The 17,958-nt window shown below is 66.5% G+C and carries 10 protein-coding genes, 1 tRNA gene, 3 rRNA genes and 1 riboswitch; of the genes, 9 read left to right on the forward strand and 5 right to left on the reverse strand.

All coding sequences use genetic code 11. The features are described from left to right. Positions 1-15 precede the first annotated feature (15 nt). The 5 genes from F1734_RS04560 to rrf all read left to right on the forward strand — a co-directional run bounded on the left by F1734_RS04560 (position 16) and on the right by rrf (position 6,244). Positions 16-88 (forward strand) — tRNA-Thr (locus tag F1734_RS04560). Between the two features lie 288 nt (positions 89-376). Further along, positions 377-574, forward strand: coding sequence for a hypothetical protein (locus tag F1734_RS04565; protein ID WP_017681228.1), 198 nt, complete (start codon positions 377-379; stop codon positions 572-574). A 495-nt stretch (positions 575-1,069) separates the two neighbouring features. Beyond that, a 16S ribosomal RNA gene (locus F1734_RS04570) occupies positions 1,070-2,592 on the forward strand. Between the two features lie 297 nt (positions 2,593-2,889). Continuing rightward, positions 2,890-6,022: ribosomal RNA gene (locus F1734_RS04575) — 23S ribosomal RNA — on the forward strand. A gap of 105 nt (positions 6,023-6,127) precedes the next feature. After that, positions 6,128-6,244 (forward strand): 5S ribosomal RNA (rrf, locus tag F1734_RS04580). Together the 16S, 23S and 5S rRNA genes form the textbook arrangement of a ribosomal RNA operon. 102 nt (positions 6,245-6,346) lie before the next feature. Here rrf and F1734_RS04585 read toward each other — a convergent pair. After that, complete coding sequence (locus F1734_RS04585; protein WP_225223343.1) at positions 6,347-6,775, reverse strand: hypothetical protein; 429 nt, start codon at positions 6,773-6,775, stop codon at positions 6,347-6,349. A gap of 147 nt (positions 6,776-6,922) precedes the next feature. Between F1734_RS04585 and F1734_RS04590 the strand changes: the two genes are divergently transcribed. Further along, on the forward strand, positions 6,923-7,564 hold the full coding sequence (locus tag F1734_RS04590) for a GntR family transcriptional regulator (RefSeq protein WP_048773427.1): 642 nt from the start codon (positions 6,923-6,925) through the stop codon (positions 7,562-7,564). An 83-nt stretch (positions 7,565-7,647) separates the two neighbouring features. Next, positions 7,648-8,829 (forward strand): MFS transporter, encoded by a 1,182-nt coding sequence (locus F1734_RS04595; protein WP_228287212.1) that lies wholly within the window; start codon positions 7,648-7,650, stop codon positions 8,827-8,829. A gap of 4 nt (positions 8,830-8,833) precedes the next feature. Here F1734_RS04595 and F1734_RS04600 read toward each other — a convergent pair whose 3' ends face one another. Together F1734_RS04600 and F1734_RS04605 are read right to left on the reverse strand one after the other, a co-directional pair. Next, positions 8,834-10,249, reverse strand: coding sequence for a M1 family metallopeptidase (locus tag F1734_RS04600; protein ID WP_010594629.1), 1,416 nt, complete (start codon positions 10,247-10,249; stop codon positions 8,834-8,836). Next, a complete protein-coding gene (locus tag F1734_RS04605) occupies positions 10,192-14,106 on the reverse strand; it encodes a Pls/PosA family non-ribosomal peptide synthetase (protein ID WP_200903463.1) in 3,915 nt (1,304 codons plus the stop codon). The genes F1734_RS04600 and F1734_RS04605 overlap by 58 nt, the downstream gene beginning before the upstream one ends. Positions 14,107-14,352: 246 nt before the next feature. Then, positions 14,353-14,468: riboswitch (SAM riboswitch) on the forward strand. 66 nt (positions 14,469-14,534) lie between these two features. Here F1734_RS04605 and F1734_RS04610 point away from each other — a divergent pair. After that, on the forward strand, positions 14,535-15,854 hold the full coding sequence (locus F1734_RS04610; protein ID WP_017681665.1) for an aminotransferase class V-fold PLP-dependent enzyme: 1,320 nt from the start codon (positions 14,535-14,537) through the stop codon (positions 15,852-15,854). Positions 15,855-15,909: 55 nt separating this feature from the next. Here F1734_RS04610 and F1734_RS04615 read toward each other — a convergent pair whose 3' ends face one another. Together F1734_RS04615 and F1734_RS04620 are read right to left on the reverse strand one after the other, a co-directional pair. After that, on the reverse strand, positions 15,910-16,383 hold the full coding sequence (locus tag F1734_RS04615; protein ID WP_026137982.1) for a YbaK/EbsC family protein: 474 nt from the start codon (positions 16,381-16,383) through the stop codon (positions 15,910-15,912). 64 nt (positions 16,384-16,447) lie between these two features. Continuing rightward, on the reverse strand, positions 16,448-16,969 hold the full coding sequence (locus F1734_RS04620) for a 2-oxo-4-hydroxy-4-carboxy-5-ureidoimidazoline decarboxylase (RefSeq protein ID WP_017681663.1): 522 nt from the start codon (positions 16,967-16,969) through the stop codon (positions 16,448-16,450). 147 nt (positions 16,970-17,116) lie between these two features. Here F1734_RS04620 and F1734_RS04625 point away from each other — a divergent pair, with 147 nt between their 5' ends. After that, a complete protein-coding gene (locus F1734_RS04625) occupies positions 17,117-17,947 on the forward strand; it encodes a crotonase/enoyl-CoA hydratase family protein (RefSeq protein ID WP_010594624.1) in 831 nt (276 codons plus the stop codon). Positions 17,948-17,958 lie beyond the last annotated feature (11 nt).

The raw sequence follows: 17,958 nt of genomic DNA on the forward strand, positions 1-17,958 counted from the left end.
CGCGCCGTCAGGCACGCTGCCTTAGCTCAGTCGGTAGAGCATTTCACTCGTAATGAAAAGGTCGCGAGTTCGATTCTCGCAGGCAGCTCCGCACGACGAAGGCCCTCCATCCCGAACGCGGACGGAGGGCCTTCGTCGTACGCACGTACACTCTCCGGTCCGCTCGCCCCGGGCAAAGGCGCCCGCCGCCGCGTTCCGTGCCGCATGATGGCGGGTGTGCTCCTGGAGATCTTCTCGATCGTTCTGATCATCGGCGCCCTGGTCGTTCTCATCCCCACTGCGGTGCGCGTGTTCCGCCGGCGCGACGACGACCACTAGTCCGATCGCCGCTGCTCGGCACCCCGCTCGGGCGTCGTCGGCTCAGTACACTCGACTTATGAGTGAGTCGTTGAAGGAGCGGGTGCGAGCGAAGATTCTGCGCCAGCGCGGAGAAGACGGCGGGCGCCCCCTCGGGGACGCAGAAGGGGACAACCCCCGGCTCATCGACATCGGCCTCGACCTGGCACTGCTGGACCAGGCCGCCGAGGGGGACCCCGTTGTGGAAGAGCTGGCCGCGAAGTACTGGGTGCCCTGATGTCGTCCAGAAAAGCGGCTTGACCAGGAGATTTGGTAACTCGCGCAATGTTCACGTAACTTATTCCAGGTCAGAGCGACACGGACACCGACCCGGCCCGCAGGGGCTCGGGACAACGAGGTTGGACGCAGGCGCCTGATTGTTCGGTTCGGAATCTTCTGGTAGGGTTCTGGGCCGTTGCCGATCCCACCGAGTGCGTCGGGTTTGTTCCCGGCGGGTGGTGTGGGTAGGCTGGAACGGTTGCCCCGGAGCGCCGCGGACGTTGGTTCGCGGGGTGATGGTGTGTGCGTGTTCTTTGAGAACTCAACAGTGTGCCGATGAATGTCAGTGCCAAATTATTTTGGTGCGGCCACTTCACTTTTGTGGGGTGGTTGTTGCTGGCTGCCGCATTCTTCCGTCTGTGGTGGTCAGTGTTTTTGCTAGTTTGAGTTTTTTGCTAGTGATTCGGCTCTACGCTTATGGCTGATCGGCCCTTCGGGGTTTGATTGAGAGTCTTCAACGGAGAGTTTGATCCTGGCTCAGGACGAACGCTGGCGGCGTGCTTAACACATGCAAGTCGAACGATGAAGCCCAGCTTGCTGGGTGGATTAGTGGCGAACGGGTGAGTAACACGTGGGTGATCTGCCCTGCACTTCGGGATAAGCCTGGGAAACTGGGTCTAATACCGGATAGGACCTCGGGATGCATGTTCCGGGGTGGAAAGGTTTTCCGGTGCAGGATGGGCCCGCGGCCTATCAGCTTGTTGGTGGGGTAACGGCCCACCAAGGCGACGACGGGTAGCCGGCCTGAGAGGGCGACCGGCCACACTGGGACTGAGACACGGCCCAGACTCCTACGGGAGGCAGCAGTGGGGAATATTGCACAATGGGCGCAAGCCTGATGCAGCGACGCCGCGTGAGGGATGACGGCCTTCGGGTTGTAAACCTCTTTCAGTACCGACGAAGCGCAAGTGACGGTAGGTACAGAAGAAGCACCGGCCAACTACGTGCCAGCAGCCGCGGTAATACGTAGGGTGCGAGCGTTGTCCGGAATTACTGGGCGTAAAGAGCTCGTAGGCGGTTTGTCGCGTCGTCTGTGAAAACCCGCAGCTCAACTGCGGGCTTGCAGGCGATACGGGCAGACTTGAGTACTGCAGGGGAGACTGGAATTCCTGGTGTAGCGGTGAAATGCGCAGATATCAGGAGGAACACCGGTGGCGAAGGCGGGTCTCTGGGCAGTAACTGACGCTGAGGAGCGAAAGCGTGGGTAGCGAACAGGATTAGATACCCTGGTAGTCCACGCCGTAAACGGTGGGCGCTAGGTGTGGGTTTCCTTCCACGGGATCCGTGCCGTAGCTAACGCATTAAGCGCCCCGCCTGGGGAGTACGGCCGCAAGGCTAAAACTCAAAGGAATTGACGGGGGCCCGCACAAGCGGCGGAGCATGTGGATTAATTCGATGCAACGCGAAGAACCTTACCTGGGTTTGACATACACCGGACCGCCCCAGAGATGGGGTTTCCCTTGTGGTCGGTGTACAGGTGGTGCATGGCTGTCGTCAGCTCGTGTCGTGAGATGTTGGGTTAAGTCCCGCAACGAGCGCAACCCTTGTCCTGTGTTGCCAGCACGTAATGGTGGGGACTCGCAGGAGACTGCCGGGGTCAACTCGGAGGAAGGTGGGGACGACGTCAAGTCATCATGCCCCTTATGTCCAGGGCTTCACACATGCTACAATGGCCGGTACAGAGGGCTGCGATACCGCGAGGTGGAGCGAATCCCTTAAAGCCGGTCTCAGTTCGGATCGGGGTCTGCAACTCGACCCCGTGAAGTCGGAGTCGCTAGTAATCGCAGATCAGCAACGCTGCGGTGAATACGTTCCCGGGCCTTGTACACACCGCCCGTCACGTCATGAAAGTCGGTAACACCCGAAGCCGGTGGCCTAACCCCTCGTGGGAGGGAGCCGTCGAAGGTGGGATCGGCGATTGGGACGAAGTCGTAACAAGGTAGCCGTACCGGAAGGTGCGGCTGGATCACCTCCTTTCTAAGGAGCGTCTGCCCACACACCCCCGAACAGTCGGGGCGCGTGTGCGGCCAGAGACCGATTGTCCCCGCATGTGGGACACGGTTGCTCATGGGTGGAACGCTGACAACCATCCCTCGTCGGAGTCCTTCTCACACAGGAGGATTCGAGGGGTTATATCGGTGCACTGTTGGGTCCTGAGAGAACACGCGAGTGTTCGATCAGCGACGATGACCGAGAACGGGAAGGGTTCTTCTTTCCCCAGTATCGGTTGTTGTGTGTTGTTTGAGAACTGCACAGTGGACGCGAGCATCTTTGTTGTAAGTGTTTATGAGCGTACGGTGGATGCCTTGGCACCAGGAGCCGATGAAGGACGTGGGAGGCTGCGATATGCCTCGGGGAGCTGTCAACCGAGCTGTGATCCGAGGATTTCCGAATGGGGAAACCCAGCACGAGTGATGTCGTGTTACCCGCGCCTGAATATATAGGGCGTGTGGAGGGAACGTGGGGAAGTGAAACATCTCAGTACCCACAGGAAGAGAAAACAACATGTGATTCCGTGAGTAGTGGCGAGCGAAAGCGGAAGAGGCTAAACCGCGGGTGTGTGAGAGCTGGCAGGCGTTGCACTCGTGGGGTCGTGGGGCCCTTCTTCCCATCACTGTCATGGTGGGCGAGAGTAAGAAACCGGTGTGTTAGTCGAAGTGGTCTGGAACGGCCCGTCGTAGAGGGTGAGAATCCCGTAGACGAAAACATGCCGGCTCTCGTGGAGGGTGCCCGAGTAGCAGCGGGCCCGTGAAATCTGCTGTGAATCTGTCGGGACCACCCGATAAGCCTGAATACTCCCTGGTGACCGATAGCGGACTAGTACCGTGAGGGAAAGGTGAAAAGTACCCCGGGAGGGGAGTGAAATAGTACCTGAAACCGTGCGCTTACAATCCGTCGGAGCCTTCGAGCAGTTTGGTCTGCTGGGGGTGACGGCGTGCCTTTTGAAGAATGAGCCTGCGAGTTAGTGGCATGTCGCGAGGTTAACCCGTGTGGGGTAGTCGTAGCGAAAGCGAGTCCGAACAGGGCGTATCAGTGGCATGTTCTAGACCCGAAGCGGAGTGATCTACCCATGGCCAGGGTGAAGCGACGGTAAGACGTCGTGGAGGCCCGAACCCACTTAGGTTGAAAACTGAGGGGATGAGCTGTGGGTAGGGGTGAAAGGCCAATCAAACTCCGTGATAGCTGGTTCTCCCCGAAATGCATTTAGGTGCAGCGTCGCGTGTTTCTCACCGGAGGTAGAGCTACTGGATGGTCTAGGGGGCCCACAAGCTTACCGAAATCAGCCAAACTCCGAATGCCGGTGAGTGAGAGCGCGGCAGTGAGACTGCGGGGGATAAGCTTCGTAGTCGAGAGGGAAACAGCCCAGATCGCCGGCTAAGGCCCCTAAGCGTGTACTAAGTGGAAAAGGATGTGGGATCGCTGAGACAACCAGGAGGTTGGCTTAGAAGCAGCCACCCTTGAAAGAGTGCGTAATAGCTCACTGGTCAAGTGGTTCTGCGCCGACAATGTAGCGGGGCTCAAGTACACCGCCGAAGCCGCGGCACTCACACAACACCCACTCGTTTCTGCGGAGACGGGTGCAGTGGTGTGGGTGGGTAGGGGAGCGTCGTGCCGCCGGGGAAGCGCCGGAGTGATCCAGGTGTGGAGGCGGCGCGAGTGAGAATGCAGGCATGAGTAGCGAAAGACGAGTGAGAAACTCGTCCGCCGAATGACCAAGGGTTCCTGGGCCAGGTTAATCCGCCCAGGGTGAGTCGGGACCTAAGGCGAGGCCGACAGGCGTAGTCGATGGACAACGGGTTGATATTCCCGTACCCGTGTGAACGCGCCCCTGGTGAATCAGTGATGCTAACCGTCCTGAAGCCGGCCGGTTCCTTCGGGAATCGGTCGTGTGGATGCACGGGACCCGATCTGGTAGTAGCCAAGCGATGGGGTGACGCAGGAAGGTAGTGGGGCCGGTCAGTGGTTGTACCGGTGTAAGCCTGTAGGGCGTGACATAGGCAAATCCGTGTCGCACGAGCCTGAGAGGTGATGCGTAGCCGAATGAGGCGAATTCCATGATCCTATGCTGCCGAGAAAAGCCTCTAGCGAGCTTTCACACGGCCCGTACCCCAAACCGACACAGGTGGTCAGGTAGAGAATACCGAGGCGATCGAGAGAACTGTGGTTAAGGAACTCGGCAAAATGCCCCCGTAACTTCGGGAGAAGGGGGACCGGCCCTGGTGAAGACCTTCGCGGTCGGAGCTGGGGGTGGTCGCAGAGACCAGAGAGAAGCGACTGTTTACTAAAAACACAGGTCCGTGCGAAGTCGTAAGACGAGGTATACGGACTGACGCCTGCCCGGTGCTGGAAGGTTAAGAGGACCGGTCAGCGGAGTGATCCGCGAAGCTGAGAATTTAAGCCCCAGTAAACGGCGGTGGTAACTATAACCATCCTAAGGTAGCGAAATTCCTTGTCGGGTAAGTTCCGACCTGCACGAATGGCGTAACGACTTCTCTGCTGTCTCAACCACAGACTCGGCGAAATTGCATTACGAGTAAAGATGCTCGTTACGCGCGGCAGGACGAAAAGACCCCGGGACCTTCACTACAGCTTGGTATTGGTGTTCGGTTCGGTTTGTGTAGGATAGGTGGGAGACTGTGAAGCGGTGACGCCAGTTACCGTGGAGTCGTTGTTGAAATACCACTCTGATCGTATTGGACCTCTAACCTCGGACCCTGATCGGGTTCAGGGACAGTGCCTGGTGGGTAGTTTAACTGGGGCGGTTGCCTCCCAAAATGTAACGGAGGCGCCCAAAGGTTCCCTCAGCCTGGTTGGCAATCAGGTGTCGAGTGCAAGTGCACAAGGGAGCTTGACTGTGAGACCGACAGGTCGAGCAGGGACGAAAGTCGGGACTAGTGATCCGGCACCGGCATGTGGAAGCGGTGTCGCTCAACGGATAAAAGGTACCCCGGGGATAACAGGCTGATCTTCCCCAAGAGTCCATATCGACGGGATGGTTTGGCACCTCGATGTCGGCTCGTCGCATCCTGGGGCTGGAGTAGGTCCCAAGGGTTGGGCTGTTCGCCCATTAAAGCGGCACGCGAGCTGGGTTTAGAACGTCGTGAGACAGTTCGGTCTCTATCCGCCGCGCGCGTTAGAAACTTGAGGAAGGCTGTCCCTAGTACGAGAGGACCGGGACGGACGAACCTCTGGTGTGCCAGTTGTCCCGCCAGGGGCACGGCTGGTTGGCTACGTTCGGAAGGGATAACCGCTGAAAGCATCTAAGCGGGAAGCCTGTTCCAAGATGAGGTTTCTCACCCCCTCGAGGGGGTAAGGCCCCCGGCAGACCACCGGGTTGATAGGCCGGAACTGGAAGTGCGGCAACGCATGCAGGTGACCGGTACTAATAGGCCGAGGACTTACCACGAAGAAGCTACGCGTCCACTGTGCGGTATCTGAAACAGCACACACATCAGATACCGAAGCCCGACAAGGGTATTCGAGAACTCTGATGCGTGACGTTTCGCAGAGTTACGGCGGCCATAGCGACAGGGAAACGCCCGGTCCCATTCCGAACCCGGAAGCTAAGCCTGTCTGCGCCGATGGTACTGCACCCGACAGGGTGTGGGAGAGTAGGACACCGCCGAACACCCGTTACCGGAAGCCCCCCGACCTCGTCGGGGGGCTTCCGGCATTTCCGGGTCCGGCCGATGGTCCCGACGGAGCCCGCGGTCACCGTGCGACCGTCCGCTCAGCCGGCGAGCGCCTCGCGCCGCCGCCACAGCCGGGCGACAGTCCACGGTCCGAACACGAGCGAGACGACGTTGATGCCCGTCTCGACGGCCATTTCGGTAGTCATTCGCCGGTAGTTGCCGTGCTCGAGATTCCACAGCGTGTCCATCGCACCGAGGAATGTCATCGCGCCGCCGGCCGCGATCCCCAGCGGGACGGCGACTGCCCGCCCCCTCGTCAGGTGCCAGGCGCTCACTGCGAAACTCGCGGCCATCAGCCCGTCGGCGGCCGGGAAGGCGTTCTCGAACGCGATGTAGGCGGGGTCGTCGGACGACCGGACGTGTCCGGCGGTGAAGTAGTCGAGCCAGTACGCTGCGACGCCGGTGGCGACACTGCCCATCGCAGCCGCGTGCAGACGGTCACTCCGGGCCTGTCCTTGCCTCGTCATCCTCCTCCCGCCTCTCTTCTCCCCGGCGTCTTCGAGTATGGCTGCTCCCAGCGCCGCAGGGAGTCGTTCACCTGGGCGGCCTTTCGCACGGGACAGGGCCGCGTGGCGCCACTCCGACGGCATCCGGTATAAATACATCTTGTGTCTATGTCGTATTCAGCGGCCGAGTCGGTCTATCGCGAGGTCAAGGAATTGATCCTGTCGGGCGAGTTACGCGGCGGCGATCTGATCAGCGAAGGAGAGATCGCGGCCCGGATGTCGTGCAGCCGTACCCCGGTGCGCGAGGCCTTCCTTCGTCTCGAGGCCGAGGGCTGGATGCGTCTGTACCCCAAGCGCGGCGCATTGGTCGTTCCTGTGGCGGACGGGGAGGCCGAGCACGTCGTCGATGCGCGACGGCTGCTCGAGACCCACGCGGTGCGCGCCGTCGCCTCTGTTCCGCCGGCGCGAGAGCGACTCGAACGCACCCTGCGCGCAAGTCTGGACACGCAGCGCGAGCTTGCCGAGCGTGGTGACGTCGGTGCCTTCAGCGGTGCCGACGCCGACTTCCACCGCAGCATCGTGGCCGCGGGCGGCAATCCGCTTCTCGACACCTTCTATGCCGGCCTGCGGGAGCGCCAGCGACGGATGACGGCCCGTTCGGTCGCCCGGGATCCGGCGCAGCTGCAGAAGATCATCGCCGACCACACGCATCTGGTGGATCTCGTCGCCGCCGGGGACGCCGACGCATTCGACGCGGTGCTCGACGTGCACATGCGTGAGGTGCACGGACTCGGAGGGGGACGACTGTGACCGCAACTGCCACCGAACCGGGCCGTCTGCCCACCGGTACGGATGCCGTTCCTCGCAGGACGTGGCTGCTCGTGGCCGCCGCGATGTTCGCTGTCGCCTGGGGCGGCAACGAGTTCACCCCGCTGCTGGTGATGTACCGGCTCGAACACGGTTTCGCGCCGGTCGTCGTCGACCTGTTCCTCTTCGCGTATGTCCTGGGCATCGTGCCGGCCCTGCTCGTCGGCGGTCCGCTCTCCGACCGGCTCGGTCGTCGGCCTGTCATGGTGCCCGCACCGTTCGTCGCCCTCGTCGGTTCCGCGGTGCTCGCCCTCGGATCGGACTCCGCGGCGCTGCTCATCCTCGGTCGCATCCTCTGCGGGATCGCGCTCGGACTCGGCATGGCGGTCGGTGGCAGTTGGCTGAAGGAACTGTCCGACCCGCGCTGGGATCCGCGCGCGACGCCCGGCGCCGGGGCACGACGGGCCGCGATGAGCCTGACCGCCGGCTTCGGCGTCGGGGCCGGCATCGCGGGTGCCCTCGCGCAGTGGGCGCCGATGCCCAGTGCCCTGTCCTACCTCGTGCATATCGGGCTGAGTATCGGCGCAGGTGTGGCACTGCTGCGGACGCCGGAGACCCGGCCGGCGCAGCCGGAAGCGGAACGGACCGCGCTGCGCGAAGACCTGAAGATCCCGGCGGCCGGGCACGCCCGCTTCCTGTTCGTGATCGCCCCCGTTGCTCCCTGGGTGTTCGGCGCCGCCAGTTCGGCGTACGCGATCCTCCCGGCGCTGATGACCGGCCACAGCGGCGACGCCCCGATCGCGTTCTCGGCGCTGCTGTGCGTCGTCGCCCTCGGTGCCGGTTTCGCGATCCAGTCGCTGGGCCGCCGGATCGACACCCCCCGCAATGCCCGTGCGGTGGCGGTGGCACTGACGTTGCTCGTGGTGGGGATGGTCACGGCGGCGGTCGCGGCCGCCGCCCTGACCGTGCCGCTCGCTCTGCTGGCGGCGGTCGTCCTGGGCTGCGGCTACGGCATGGCGCTGGTGTCGGGCCTGCAGGAAGTGCAGCGTATCGCCCGCCCCGACGACCTCGCCGGGCTCACCGCGGTGTTCTATTCGCTGAGCTATCTGGGGTTCGCGGTGCCGGCCGTCATGGTGTACCTGTCCCAGACATACCCGGTCCTGACCTACCCGGCCATGTTCGTCGTGGGCGCGGTCGCGGCGGCCGCGTGCCTGGTGCTCGTCCTGGTGAAATGGCAGGCACACCTGCCGGAACGAGTACCGGCCTGACCTCTCACGCCTCGGGCATCGGCGGCAGTGCCTTCTCGGCGAGCCACGCGTCCCACAGTGGACGCAGCGGCGCGTCCGCGAATCGGGCCGCCAAGTCGGTGAACTGATCTGTGGTGACGGTCGCGTGCCGGTATTCCGCGGTCCACTGCCGAATCAGCGCGAAGAACTTCTCGTCGCCGAGGCGCAGGCGCAGTGCGTGCAGCGTCAGGGCACCCCGCTTGTAGACGCGGTCGTCGAACATCAGGTCCGGCCCGGGGTCACCGAGGAGTAGGTCCTGAGGTTTGCGACCGAGCCCGCGGTGCGCGTCCTCGGCGATCGTCTGCGCCGACGGCCCGTCGGAGTTCTCCGACCACAGCCACTCCGCGTAGCAGGCGAAGCCCTCGTTCAGCCAGATGTCGCGCCACCGTGACAGGGTGAGGCTGTTGCCGAACCACTGGTGCGCGAGTTCGTGTGCGACGAGCCGCTCTTCGCTCCGGGTGCCGTCGCAGTGGTTCGCGCCGAAGATCGACAGGGTCTGCGCCTCGATCGGGATCTCGAGTTCGTCCTCGGTGACGACGACGCTGTAGTGCGGGAACGGGTACGGCCCGAAGAGCCGGCAGAAGATCTCCATCATCTGTGGTTGCCGGCCGAAGTCCCGGTCGAAGTTCGCCCGCAGGCGCGGCGGATGCACCGCGACGAGCGGCACCGGTGTCTCGGACAACCTGCGGGTCTCGTAGTTCCCGATCTGCACCGTGGCCAGGTAGGTCGCCATCGGTTCGGGCTGCTCGTACACCCAGGTGGTCTGGCTGGCCCTCGTCGTCTTGCGTACCAGGGTGCCGTTCGCGATCACCTGGAAGGGGGAGTCGGCAGTGACCGTGATCCGGTAGCTCGCCTTCGCGCCGGGATGGTCGTCGCAGGGGAACCACGACGAGGCGCCGTTGGGCTGGCTCGCGACCAGCGCCCCCTCCTCGAGTTCCTCCCAGCCGACTTCGCCCCAGGGACTGCGGATCGGTTTCGGTGTGCCGTGATAGTGGACGACGATCGTCAGCACGCCGCCCACGGGGATCTTCCGGGCGGGGGTGACGACGAGTTTGCCGTCACGCTGGGCGTACTTGGCGGGCCGGGACCCGTTGACCGACAGCTTCGTCACCCGCATCGTCGGCGCGAGGTCGAGCGCGAACTTGCCACGCTCGTCGGTGGTGGTGGCGACGACGGTGGCCGTGCCGGTGAGCCGGTTGGCCACGACCCGGTAGTTCAGATCGAGTTCGTACCTCGACACGCGGTACCCACGGTTGCCGCTGCGCGGCAGGTACGGATCGATCGGCGCGTCCGGTTTCGAGGTCCTGCCGTTCTCGCGGGTCTTCTTCGGGTCGTTCCCCGGCTTCACAGCGGGGACCAATCGCTCGGGTGCGACCACGGCGCGATCGGATTGCCCTGCCATCTGGTCGAATCCGGAACGACGTCGCCGCGCATCACCAGCGAGGCCGGGCCGACGGTGGCGCCGGCCCCGATTCCGGCGGCGGGCAGTGCGACGCACTGGGGGCCGAGGGTGGCGCCGGCGCCGAGCGTGACGGTGTCCATGGACATGATCCGATCATGGAACAGATGCGTTTGCACAACACACCCGCGTTCCACCGTCGCGCCGTCACCGAGAGTCACCAGGTCGGCCTCGGGCAGCCAGTAGCTCTCGCACCACACCCCGCGGCCGATCTTCGCGCCCAGGCCACGCAGCCACAGGTTCATCACGGCCGTTCCGGCGGCGGGCCGGGCGAACCACGGTGCCGCGACCGTTTCGACGAAGGTGTCGGCCACCTCGTTGCGCCACACGAACCAGCTCCACAGCGGGTGCTCCTCCCGGCCGATGCGTCCGACGGCCACCCATTTGGCGGCGACGGACACGACGCCGGCCACGGCGCCGGCGAGGATGAGCACCAGTCCGCTCAGCGCTGCGGCCGGCGCATACCCCACCGAGATCGCCAGCGACTGCAGGGCGAACAGCACGCCGAGGCCGATACCGAACGTGACGATCATCGGCAGCAGGCGGAAGGTCTCGACGAAGCCGCGTGCCACGCGCAGCCGCCGCGGGGGCGCGAACGTGCGGCTCGAATCGCTTTCGTTCGCGGCGCGACGCAGCCGCACCGGTGGGCTGCCGAGCCACGAGGAACCCGACTTGGCCTTCGACGGCGCGGCCGAGAGCACCGCGACGAGTCCGTACTTGGGGACTCGTCGCCCGGGGGCGGCCATACCGGAATTGCCCAGGAATGCGCGCTTGCCCACCTTGGCCCGGGAGATGTACAGCCAGCCGCCACCGAGCTCGTAGCTGGCGACCATGGTGTCGTCCGCAAGGAAGGCGCCGTCGGCGACCCGGGTGAACTTGGGCACCATCAGCACCGTGGAGGCCTCGACGTCCTTGCCGATGTCGGCGCCGAGCAGTCGCAGCCAGCCCGGCGTGAGCATCGAGGCGTAGAGCGGGAACAGGAACGTGCGTGAGCTGTCCATCAGTCGCTCGGTCGCCCATACCTGCCAGCCGACGCGGCTGCGGACGGGATGATGTCCCTCCGTCATACCGACGGCCAGGGCACGCACCGACAGCACCGTGAGCGCGGCGAACACGAACAGGGTCCACAGTGCCGCCACCGGCAGGATCGCCGCGCTGCGGAGCAACGCGTCGGTCAGGTCGGCGGCGTCGCGGATCCACCATCCGACGAGTGTGAGCCCGGCGCCGATCGAGACGATCGGCAGCGAGGCCAGCACCATCGAGGTGAGGCCGAAGATCGGCACCCACCACGAGGCACGCCGCGGCGGTTCGGCCGGCCACGGATGCAGGGCCTTGCCGACCTTCCGGGCGGGGGAGCCGGCCCAGTGCTGGCCGGCCTTGACGCGGCCGAACACGGCAGAGCCGGCCGCGACCTCGGCGTTCTTACCGATTCGGGCGCCCGGGGCCAGAGTCGAGCGGGCGCCGACGGTCGCGCCGGCTCCGACCCGGATGCTGCCGATGTGGACCTCGTCGCCGTCGACCCAGTGTCCGGACAGGTCGACCTCGGGTTCGATGGAACAGCCGTCACCGAGCTCGAGCATGCCGGTGACCGGCGGCAGACTGTGCAGGTCGACGCCCTTTCCGACCTTCGCGCCCAGGGCGCGGGCGTAGTACAGCATCCACGGCGCCCCGGACAGGTTCACCGCACCGCTGGCCTCCGACAGCCGCAGCGCCGTCCACAGCCGGAGGTGTTCGCTGCCGCCTCTCCGATAGGTGCCGGCTTGCAGGTTGCGCAGCAGCAGCCGCGTCCCGGCGACGGCGACGGACATGCGGCCGAGCGGGGTCAGGAACAGCAGGATGCCGACCGTCACCCACCACCACGACACCGGAGCGAGCCACGGCACGTCGACGAACAGCGAGAAGACGTTGTTCGCGATCGCGAGCCAGGTCACCCACTGCAGCCCCGTGAGAGTGGTGAGTGGCACCGTGACGGCCAGTTGCAGCAGCTGCGCGCGGCGCGGAACGGGGGCCACCTGCCGCGGGGCGATCACCGCGGACGGCGCAAGGTCGTCGAGGTACTCGGCGAGCGAACCGAGTCGCGGATGGTCGTACAGTTCGGCGACGGTCATCGCGGGATAGCGTTCGCGCAGGGCCGTCACCAGCTGGGCCGCGGCGAGGGAGCCGCCGCCGAGTTCGAAGAAGTCGTCGTCGACGCTCTCGATCGGGGTGCCGAGAATCGACACCCACAGCCCGGCGACCCATTCGGCGGTCGGGTCGAGGCCGAGAGCCTCGGCGGCGGCGGCCTCGGCGCCGGGCAGCGGCCACGGAAGCGCGTTGCGGTCCACCTTGCCGGAGGTTCGGGTGGGCAGTTCGTCGACCAGCGCCAGTCTCGGGACCAGGGCTGCGGGCAGCTGCTCGCCGAGGAGGTCGCGCGCGGAGGCGAGGTCGAACTCGGGATCGGTGCTGGCGATGTAGCCGACGAGGATCGAGTGCCCGGCCGCCGTCTTGCGCACGGCGGCCGCGCCGCCGGCGACGCCGGGCAGGTTCTGCAGAGCGTTGTCGACTTCGCCGAGTTCGATGCGGCGGCCGCCGATCTTGACCTGATCGTCGGCGCGTCCCTGGAACAGCAGCCCCGCGCGGTCGAGGGTGACCAGGTCGCCGCTGCGGTAGGCGCGGTCCCAGCCGAGGGTGGGCATGGGGGCGTACTTCTCGGCGTCCTTGGCCGGGTCCAGATAGCGGGCCAGGCCGACACCGCCGATGACGAGTTCGCCGGTGCCGCCCTCCGGGACGGGGCGGCCCTCGCCGTCCACCACGGCGAGATCCCAGCCGTCGAGCGGCAGGCCGATGCGGACCGGGCCGGTGCCGTCCATCGTCGCCGCACACGCGACCACGGTGGCCTCGGTGGGTCCGTACGTGTTCCACACCTCGCGTCCGGGCACAGCCAGCCGCTCGGCGAGATCCGGTGGGCAGGCCTCCCCGCCGAAGATCAACAGCCGCACCGCTTCGAGCGCCTCGGCCGGCCACATCGCCGCGAGGGTCGGAACGGTGGAGACGACGCTGATGTCGCGGGAGACCAGCCACGGTCCGAGGTCCATCCCGGACCGCACGAGGGAGCGGGGCGCGGGGACGAGGCACGCGCCGTGCCGCCAGGCGAGCCACATCTCCTCGCAGGACGCGTCGAATGCGACCGACAGACCGGCCAGCACGCGGTCGCCGGGGCCGATCGGGTTCTCGCGCAGGAACAGCCGGGCCTCGGCGTCGACGAAGGCGGCGGCGCTGAGATGGCTGACGGCGACACCCTTGGGGGTGCCGGTGGAGCCGGAGGTGAAGATGATCCAGGCGGCGTCGTCGAGGCGCGGACCGCGCAGCTGCGGCTTCGGCGACGGCGGCGCGGTGCCCGGACCGATGCCGTCGGCGGTGACGACGGCGGTGACCTGCGCTTCCCCGAACACGAGCTCGGCGCGTTCGTCGGGGTCGTCCGCGTCCACCGGCACGTAGGCCGCGCCGGCCGCGAGAATGCCCAGGATCGTCACGTACAGGTCCGCGGAGCCGGACGGCATGCGCACGCCGACGCGGTCCCCGCCACCGACTCCCGCGTCGGCGAGCCGGTAGGAGCAGGCGACGACCTCCTCGACGAGTTCGGCGTAGCTGAGGGTGACGGATCCGTCGTCGACGGCCGGAGCGTCAGGGTGGGTGTCGGCGGTGGCACGCAGGATGTCGACGAGAGTGCGCGGGGCCGGGGCATGGGAGGAGCGGAGGAACTCCTCGGGGATGCGATACGACCGATCCGAATCCGTCGTGGGCTGGGCAGGCAATCGCATGTCCTTCTCTCGGCCTGGTGGTGCGTTCGTCCGGTTATCTCACGGTCAGGTGGACGGAGGGTGAACATCGGGTGTGTCGGTGCCCACTCGCGCGGTGGATTCTTCCGCGTCCCGCAACGCCGGAATCCCGGCCCGATGTCCGGCTCGGCGTGAGAAACCGCCTCTCCCTGGGGATTCGCGTTCCGGACGACCGACGGTGCGGTCCCGGTTTGACATCCGCGCGCGCTTTTGCCATCCTCTTCCGCAGGTCACGAGAACCAGCGACAAGCCCCGGCTAGCTGGTCGGCAACCCTCCTCCGCGGTGGGGTGCTCCGGGTGACGACCTGGCCGTGTTTCCACACCGGACACGGCAAGCGCGGATTCGGACCGTGATCGTACTCGGGCGACGAGGCGACCACCGGCGAATCCCTGAACGACGAGGGAACGTCATGACTGCCGCTGTACTGACCGCCGACACCTGTATCGCCCCGTTCGCCCGGGTCACCGGATGTGATCTCCAGGTGCCCCTAGTGCAGGGCGGTACCTGCACCTACGCCAACTTCGACTACGCGGCGAGCGCGCCGGCCCTCGAAGCGGTGACCGAGCGGATCGCCGAACTCCTGCCGTACTACGCCAGCGTGCATCGCGGTGCCGGTTACGCCTCGAGGATCTCCACCACCAGCTACGAGCAGGCCCGGGAGTCGGTGGCTCGATTCGTCTGTGCCGCAGACGATCAGGTGGTCGTGTTCACCCGCAACACCACCGACTCGCTCAATCTCCTGGCCGGAGCCGTGCCCGGCGACGTGGTGGTGCTCGACGTCGAGCACCACGCAAACCTGTTGCCCTGGAAGAACGCTCGCGTTGTCGAGGCTGCGGACACCGTCGCCGAGACGGTCCGCCGGCTCGTCGCGGAACTGTGCAGCCGGCCCGCCGCGCTGCTCGCCGTCACCGGCGCCTCCAACGTCACCGGCGAGGTCCTCCCGATCGCCGAACTCGCCGACGTCGCGCATGCCTGCGGTGCCCGGATCCTCGTCGACGGAGCACAATTGGTTCCGCACCGGCGGATCGACCTCGCCGCGCTCGGCGTCGACTACCTCGCGTTCTCGGGGCACAAGCTCTACGCTCCGTTCGGTGCCGGTGCTCTGGTGGGGCGCCGGGACTGGCTCGACGTCGCGGAACCGCACCTCGCAGGGGGTGGTGCGGTCCGCGACGTGAGTCTCGGCCACACCGAATGGGCTTGCGCCCCGGCGCGACACGAGGCGGGCACGCCCAACGTGCTCGGCGTCGCGGCCCTCGCCGCGGCGTGCGACGCGCTCGCCGGTTTCGACGCCGATGCCGTCACCGCGCACGAGGAGGCGTTGTGCCGGCGCCTGCTCGACGGGTTGCGCGGTGTCGACGGTGTCGAGATCCTGCGGCTGTGGAGCGACTCCCCGGACTCCGTGGGCATCGTCACCTTCACGGTCGCCGGCTTCGAGCCCGGCGAGGTGGCGTCGTATCTGTCCGCCGAGCACGGAATCGGGGTGCGCGACGGCCGGTTCTGCGCGCACCCGCTGCTCGCCCGGGTCGGGCTGCCCGGCGGCGCGGTTCGTGCCTCTCTCGGTCTCGGCAGTTCCTCCGCCGACGTGGATCGTCTGCTCGACGCGCTGCGCACGCTCGTCGATGCCGGTCCCGGCTGGACCTACGCGAAGACCGACGGACTGTGGGGGCCGTCGCCCGAGACCCGTCCGGGCCTGGCGGAGTCCACCGCCGGCGCGGCGCAGTGCAGCTGACCGGTTCCCCGGCGGGCCGTCGCACCGGCCGGGCCCGTCGTCCGGGCCGGCAGGGCTAGTCGACCTCGACGTCGACGGCTGCCGTGATGCGCATCAGTTCGCGGAACGTCGTGCGGAACAGCGTGCGTGGATGCCCGCCGGAGGCCCAGAGCTGGGGGAAGGCGGCCAGGGCGGTGTCGACGTACGTGGTCAGGTTCGTCGGATGCCCGAGCGGCGCCACCCCGCCGACGGGCTGACCCGTGACCTCGGTGACGACGTCCGGGGGCGCCGCGACGAGCACACCGCCGAGACGCTTGCCGGTTCGTTCCGGATTCACCCGATGGGCACCCGAGACCAGCAGCAGTACCGGTTCGTCGTCGAGCAGGAACACCAGCGACTTGACGATCGCGCCCACGTCGACCCCGAGCGCGGCCGCCGCCTGCTCGGCGGTGTGCACCGACTCCGGTTGGGTCGTGATCAACCCGTGGTGCCCGCGCGCGATGAGCGTGTCGGCCACTCGAGCGGCATTCGGATGCAGTGTCCCGGACATGGTTCCAGCCTAGGAGGCTGCCGCCGTCCGTGGCTCCGATCGGCAGGTCCGGCCGCGGCCGGGGTCAGTACAGCGGAAAGCCGTCCTCGGGTCCGAGCATGCGCTCGAGCCGGGTGCGGGTGATCTTGGCGAGTTCCTCCGTGCACACCTTGCGTTCCGCCTCGGGGTCGTGTGCGAGCCGGTGGCGGAGGTCGGTCAGCAGATCCCGCAGTCCGCGGCCCTGCGGGCACCACAGGTAGCGGTAGCCGAAGCGCTCCTCGTACGCGGCGGCGGCAGCGGTGATCGCGGTCGTCAAGGCCTCGTCCTCGTCCCACAGCGAGCACTGTTCGAGCCGCGAGGCGGTGCTGCCGCGCCGACGGCCCACCACCGGGTGACAGTCGAGGGCCGCCGCGATCTCCGCGTCGCTCGCGGAGAACAGGGCGGCGTCGGCGCGGGCGAACAGTTCCGGATAGCTCGCATAGGGACGTCCCGCCGCTACCTCCTGGGCCCAGGTGAGCGACGCGCAGCACTCGTACAGCGCGTGGGTGGCGCCCCGCCGGGACAGGGCGTTGAAGGCGCCCAGACCGATGCCCTGGTGCATCAACATGACAGTCCCTCCTCTACGAGCCGGACCGTTCGTGCCCTCAGGATCCGTCCGCGGCGTGTCGGCCACCAGAGGCGGAGCGCGGAATTTTCCAGGCTGTAACGAGTGGTCCGTGCCAGCGGATCGGCGCCCGCATATTACTCTCGAGTAATGACTCAGGAATCTCGCTGGAAAGCGTTCACGGTCGACGTCGCGGACCACGTCGCGCTCGTCACCCTCGTCGGTCCGGGCAAAGGCAACGCCATGGGCCCCGACTTCTGGACCGAGCTGCCGCTGTTGTTCGGCGAGCTCGACGCGGATCCGGACGTGCGTGCCGTCGTGCTCGCCGGCGCCGGCAAGCACTTCTCCTTCGGTCTCGACCTGCCCGCCATGAGCGGCGACCTGGGCAAGGTCCTCGCGGACAAGGCGCTGGCCGCCCCGCGCACCGAGTTCCACGAGATGGTCAAGCGGATGCAGGCGGCGATCACCGCGGTCGCGGACTGCCGCAAGCCCGTCGTCGCGGCCGTGCAGGGCTGGTGCATCGGCGGCGGCGTCGATCTGATCTCCGCGGCCGACATCCGGTACGCCAGCGCCGACGCGAAGTTCAGCGTCCGTGAGGTCAAGGTCGGGATGGTCGCCGACGTGGGCAGTCTCGCGCGCCTGCCGCTGATCATCGGCGACGGGCACCTGCGCGAGCTGGCCCTCACCGGCAAGGACATCGACGCGGCACGCGCGGAGAAGATCGGTCTGGTCAACGACGTCTTCGAGGACGCGGATGCCGTCCTGACCGCCGCACAGGCCACCGCCGCCGAGATCGCGGCGAATCCGCCGCTGGTCGTGCACGGCATCAAGGCCGTTCTCGACCACAGCCGCTCGCCGCGCGTCGACGACAGCCTGCGCTACGTCGCGGCCTGGAACTCCGCGTTCCTGCCGTCGGAGGATCTGACCGAGGCCGTCGCGGCGGTCTTCGAGAAGCGGCCCCCGGAGTTCCGGGGCCGGTAGAGGATGGACGG

Origin of the sequence: Rhodococcus ruber (assembly GCF_016804345.1) — a bacterium.
Classification (GTDB): domain Bacteria; phylum Actinomycetota; class Actinomycetes; order Mycobacteriales; family Mycobacteriaceae; genus Rhodococcus; species Rhodococcus ruber.